Here is a 240-nt window from a genome sequence, read left to right on the forward strand (position 1 = left end):
ACTCGTCGGTCTGCGCCATAAAGCGTAAGTGCTCACGGTAACACTCAGTTTTTGCATGCTTCTGGCAGCCGATGGCGCTGTAAAGTTCAGCAGTGGTTTTCGCCGGTAATATCTCACGCAACCATTCAACCAGCGCGCCGGGTTGTGGGGCGTACACCATGAAATAAGAGCGCGCAAACCCGAAAACTATGCTGGCATCATTACCTTCAGTAAGACAGGTATCCACAAACAACTGATTCT

The 240-nt window shown here is 50.4% G+C and carries 1 protein-coding gene; it reads right to left on the reverse strand.

What is annotated here, in order from left to right:
• Positions 1-240 (reverse strand): isocitrate dehydrogenase kinase/phosphatase AceK regulatory subunit (locus JEM65_RS21860; protein ID WP_199603877.1); only part of this gene is annotated, 240 nt, incomplete at both ends.

Source organism: Gelidibacter salicanalis, from assembly GCF_016469035.1.
GTDB classification, from domain to species: Bacteria; Bacteroidota; Bacteroidia; order Flavobacteriales; family Flavobacteriaceae; genus Gelidibacter; species Gelidibacter salicanalis_A.